Origin of the sequence: Streptomyces lacrimifluminis (assembly GCF_014646095.1) — a bacterium.
Taxonomy (GTDB): domain Bacteria; phylum Actinomycetota; class Actinomycetes; order Streptomycetales; family Streptomycetaceae; genus Streptomyces; species Streptomyces lacrimifluminis.
Window position 1 is genome coordinate 52,741 of sequence record NZ_BMMU01000016.1, and the last position, 5,245, is coordinate 57,985.

General features: G+C 74.6%; 3 protein-coding genes and 1 pseudogene. 1 reads left to right on the plus strand and 3 read right to left on the minus strand.

Features of this window, described 5'->3' with window-relative positions; genetic code table 11:
• Window positions 1-436, minus strand: a 436-nt coding sequence (locus IEY89_RS23225; RefSeq protein WP_373287282.1) for a WD40 repeat domain-containing protein, incomplete at its 3' end; no start/stop codon positions are given.
• The gene (locus tag IEY89_RS40855; RefSeq protein ID WP_229695383.1) at window positions 405-3,671 is read right to left on the minus strand and encodes an nSTAND1 domain-containing NTPase; all 3,267 of its coding nucleotides are present in this window, start codon (window positions 3,669-3,671) and stop codon (window positions 405-407) included. The genes IEY89_RS23225 and IEY89_RS40855, both read right to left, overlap by 32 nt.
• 247 nt (window positions 3,672-3,918) lie before the next feature.
• Here IEY89_RS40855 and IEY89_RS23240 point away from each other — a divergent pair, with 247 nt between their 5' ends.
• Window positions 3,919-4,713, plus strand: coding sequence for an NPP1 family protein (locus IEY89_RS23240; RefSeq protein WP_189149405.1), 795 nt, complete (start codon window positions 3,919-3,921; stop codon window positions 4,711-4,713).
• A 150-nt stretch (window positions 4,714-4,863) separates the two neighbouring features.
• On the opposite strand, the pseudogene IEY89_RS40860 reads toward IEY89_RS23240, so the two are convergent.
• Window positions 4,864-5,245, minus strand: a pseudogene (locus IEY89_RS40860) (mechanosensitive ion channel family protein); the annotation flags it as partial.

A 5,245-nucleotide genomic window follows, 5' to 3' on the forward strand; every position in this document is an offset into this window, starting at 1 on the left:
GGGCACCGCCCGCGTACAGCGTGCCGCTGTCGGCGCCGAAGGCGAGGGTGTCGACCGGCTCGCCCGGGGTGGTCAGCGGGCCGCCCAGGGGCTGCTGGGTGGCGATGTCCCAGAGCTGGAGGGTGCCCGCGCCGCCCCCGACGGCCAGGGTGGCGCCGTCGGGGCTGACGGCCAGCGCGCTCACCCCCTCCGGTTCCGGTCGCGCACCCGGGGGAGCGGGGAAGACGTTGCGCAGGATGCCCGTACGGTCGCCCAACTCCCCGTCCCACAGGGCGACCCGGCCGGTCAGGTCGCCGGCGGCGAGGCGTGAACCGTCGGCGGCGAAGGCGAGGGCGCCGACCTCCTCGCCCTGGACGAGGCCCTTCCCGGCGACCCTGTCGGCGGGCAGGCGCACGGCTCGGTTGTCACCGACGAGCAGGCCCCCGTCGGGGCGCACGGCCAGGTGGGTGCTGGTGAGCCCGGTGAGGACGGCGGCTCTGCGGCCGGTTCCGGTGTCCCACGCCTCGTCGGTCACGTCGCCGAGGACCGGTAGCCGGGCCGCGTACAGGGTGGAGCCGCCGGGACCCAGGGCCAGGGAGACCACCGGGGCGGCTGACCCGGGTGTCGCGAGGTCCAGGGGCGGGGAGGGTGCGCAGGAGGCGGCCGTCAGAGGTGGCCCGGAGCTCGAAACGGTAGCGTCCGTCGGCGAGTTGGGCGGTGGCGTAGGTACGTGCGTCCGGGCTCACGCGTTCCGCCGCCAGCGGGTGCTCGCGCCAGGCGGGCGTCACCGCCATCCCCAGGTCCAGGCTGTGGACGGTACCGCCTTCGAGGTAGCGCAGGATGGTCCGGCGGGCGGGATCCCAGGAAATCCCGTAGGGATGCTGGTTGTTGAGGGGGTGGCGGAAGACAGGGGCCACCGGGGCGGACAGCCGCCACACCCGGATCTCCGCGCCGTCGGCGGTCGCGAGGAAGGCGCCGTCCGGGCTGAACGCCGCCTGTTCCGCGCCCGGTTCGTCGAGGTGGGCGACCTCGTCGGCGGACCCGGTGTCCCATACCGTCACGCCGGACTCCGAGGCCGCGGCGAGCCGCTCGCCGCCCCCGCCGAACACCAGGCCCGTCGCCGCCGCCTCGTCGCACAGACCGTGGGTCCGCTCCCAGGGGCCGGGCCGGGTGCGGTGGCGGGCGATGTCCCAGACCCGCGGGGAGCCGCCCGCGGGGCAGACGGCGACGAGACGGCCGTCGGCGCTCACGGCCGGGGTCACCAGGCCGGCCCCCACCCGTCCCTCGAACAGCACTCTGCCGTCGGTGACCGATCGCAGACGTATCCGGTCGTCGTCGATGTCGCTCACGACGTAGGCGCCCGCCGCGATGTCGGTGACGGAGGTGAAGGGGAGGGGACGCGGGTCGCCGGTCCAGCGACCGGCGGCCGTGTCCCACAGGCGGATTCCGGTGTCCCCGGCGACCGCGAGCACCCGGGCGTCCGGGCCGGCCGCGAGCACCTCACCGGCCGGGAGCCGGCCCGAGGCGATCGGGCGGGCGCCGACGACGTCCCAGGTCCGCCAGGTGCGGCCGTCGACGCTGAGCAGCGTACGGCCGGAGTCGGCGAGGAAACGTGCCGGACCGCCGCCAGGCGCCGGGTCGGTGAAGACGGCGCGTTCCGGCTGGGCGAGGGAGCCGAGCAGCGCCCGGCGGGCCTCGGGCAGCGGGGAGATGCGCCAGGCGGCGACGCTCAGCAGCATCGCGGTGCGCGGGTCGGTCGTCCGCATCGCGTCGGCGATGTCCGCGACCCGGCGCGCGGCGGCGTCCGTGCGCCGGCGCGCGTTGTCGACGGTGAGCTGCCAGGCGGCCAGCCCGCCCACCAGGGCCACCGCCAGTACGGCGGACAGCGCGGCCGACAGGACCCGGGAGCGCCGGGCGGTACGGGTGACGGCCCGGCGTTCCGCCGCACGGGCCGCCAGCGCCGCGTCGAGGAACTCCCGCTCGGACGAGGTGAGCCGGCCCCGTTCCCCGGCCTCCCAGACGCCCCCGGTCTCCCCGGCGCCCCTGACCTTCCCGGCACCCCCGGCCTCCCAGGCCTTCCCGGCACCCCTGACCTTCCCGGCACCCCCGGCCCTCCCGGCACCCCCGGCCCTCCCGGCACCCCTGACCTTCCCGGCACCCCTGACCTTCCCGGCATCCCTGACCTTCCCGGCATCCCCAGCGCCCCCCGCCTCCCCGGCCTTCCCGACCTCCCCGGCGAACAGTTCCCCGGCGAACATCTCCTCGGCGCGGGCCAGTCTGCTGCCCCGGACCAGCGCGCCCGGGTCACGGTCGTGCTCCAGCCAGAGCCGGGTCTCCTCGGCCAGCCGCCGGTGGTGGCACAGCCACTCCCGGTCCGCCTCGATCCAGTCGCGCAGCCTCGGCCAGCAGCTGATCAGCGCCTCGTGCGCGAGCTGGACGCCGTCCTCGTCGACGGTCAGCAGCCGGGCGCCGGCCAGCCGTTCCACCACCACGGGCACATGGGGGTCGGTCGCCGACTCGGCCAGCTCGGCCCGGGGCAGCGGGCGCCGGGTGTCGGCGCTGCCCTGCCCCGGCTCGACCATCCGCAGCAGCAACTGGCGGGCGCTGCGTGCCTGGGCCGGGGACAGCTGCCCGTACACCTCCTCCGCGCTCGCCGCGATCGCCCCGCGCACCCCGCCCGCCGCCTCGTACGCGGCCAGTGTCAGCAGCCGGCCCCGGCGCCGCCGCCAGGTCTCCAGCAGCACGTGCGACAGCATCGGCAGCGCGCCCGGCCGGTCGAGGACCTCCTCGACGATCCGCGCGGTCAGCTCCCGCTCGACCAGGAGCCCGACGGCCGCCGCCGGCCGGGTCACCGCTTCCCGCAGTTCGTCGGCCGTCATCGCCCCGACCAGCAGCCCGGCCCCGCTGAGCGCGTCCGCGAGTTCCCGGTGCTCGGCGCAGCGGGCGTAGAAGTCGGCCCGTACGGACACGAGTACCCGCAGTCGGCTGTCCGGGTCCCGGGCGGCCAGCAGGAGGTCGATGAACCGGGCCCGCTCGGCACGGTCGTGGCAGAGGGTGAAGACCTCCTCGAACTGGTCGACCACCACCCAGCTCTCCGGCGCGCCCGCGGTCGGGGTCAGCAGATGCCCGTATGTCCCGGCGGGCCGCTCCCCGGGCGTGAACACCCGCAGTACGGCACCCCCGGGCTCCTCCCGGCCGGCGCCGCACTCCTCCTGGAGCCGGGGTATCAGCCCGGCCCGCAGCAGCGACGACTTTCCGCTCCCCGACGCCCCGAACACCACCGCGAACCGGTGCTCCCGCACCAGCCGCAGGAGTTCACCGACCAGTCTGTCCCGCCCGAAGAACAGCTCCCGGTCGCCCTGCTCGAAGGGGGCCAGACCCCGGTACGGCGCCACGGTGTCCCCGCAGTCGTCCCGAGCGGCGCACGCGGCCTCGTCCTCGGCCTCCTTCCAGCGCGGCTCCCACTCACCCGGGTCGCCCCCGCACGCCTCCACATACCCCTGGGCCACCGCGAGCGACGGCAGCCGCTCCCCCCGCGCCGCCTCGGACAGGGTCGCCGCGGAGAACCCGGCCGTCTCGGCCATCCGCCGGTACGAGGGTCCGCCCGCCGCCCGCCGCAGCTCCCGCAGTTCATGGGCGAACCGCTGCACGGGACCGGCCTGCGGGTCCACAGGTCTCTCGGGACGCCCCATGAACTCCGCCCTCTCCATCCCTATACGGCACAGGAGCCACAGCACAGGGGAAACCGGTCCGAATGCCATACCTGTTCGGAACGCAAACGGACGGGGAGGTGAAAACGAACGGTGAACGACGTAATTGAACGGCCCCTTGAAACGGGGTGCCAGTCAACTTTCCGGCTGCCAATGTCGGTCCCGCCGAGCAGTCCGCAGGCATCGACCGAGCCGGGTTACCGGCCCGACCAAGTGGAGAACACCCGCAATGTCCAAGGCAGCACGCACCAGCACCATGTCCCGCCTCGCCAGGGTCGCGCTCGTCGCGCTCAGCGCGGGCGCGGTGACCGTCGGCATCTCGACCAACGCCTCCGCCGCGGTCCTGAACCCCCTGCCGTGGAACGCGAGCACCTTCCAGGCCAAGTACATGCCGCTCTTCGACTACGACTCGGACGGCTGCTTCCCCGCGGCGGCCGTCGACGCGAGCGGACGGCTCAACGGCGGTCTCAACAACAGCGGATCGATCACCGGCGGCTGCCGGGACGGCCACCTCGGCAAGGCCAACACCTACTCCCAGTCCGTGTGCAAGAACGGCTGGTGCGCCTACGTCTACGGGCTCTACTTCGAGAAGGACCAGACGCTGAACGGCGCCGACGCCTTCGGTCACCGCCACGACTGGGAGTCCGTCGTGGTCTTCCAGCGCCAGGGCGACGAGCGGCCCAGCTTCCTCGCCGCCTCCCGGCACGGGGGCTACAGCACCCACCCGATCAACGAGGTGCCGATGAACGGCAACCGCGTCGAGATCGTCTACCACAAGGATGGCGCGAGCACCCACGCCTTCCGCTTCGCCAAGTGGGGCGAGTCCCCGGTGGCCTGGGGCAACGGGGGCTGGGACACGCCGGCCCTGGTCACCATGGAGCAGATGGCCGACGCGCCGCGCAACTCGCTGTGGAACTCCCAGTGGGGCAACGCCAACTTCCCGCTGACCAACAACCTCTACGGCAACATCAACAAGGCCCGGAACGCCGACGGCCGCGCCGCGTCCGCGATCCCCGCGTTCTGACGCGGAGGCCTGGGCGCCCGGCCGGGCGCCCAGGCGGTCCTCCCTGAGCAGCCGCCGGTGGGACGAACGACGCCCCCTCCGCGTCCCACCGGTGGCACCCATCGTCCGTACGACGCCCCACCCGCAGGTGTCGTCCCCGCAGGTGTCGTCCTACATGTCGTTCGTGCGCGGGGGCAGGTCGGTCCGTTCCCGGACCGGCTGGTTGCCGAGTGCGTCCGCGCGGCCCGCCTGATAGGCGCTGACGCTCCCCTTGGCGGTGACGGTCTCCCGCTCGGCCGCCGTCAGCATCCGCTCCCAGCGCTGCCGCATCGGCGCGATCATGCCGCCGCCGACCCCGACGACCAGGATGCCGACGACCACGGCGAGCGCCGCGTACAGCACCGGGCGGGTGACATCACGGGCGATGCCCGCCTGGCCGAGGGCCGCGATGACGCCCAGCGCCAGGATGCAGCCCCAGACGACGGTGGCGACCGTACGCCCGTACGAGACGGACGAGAGCGCACTGGCGACGATCCCGCGCACGGCGTTGGCG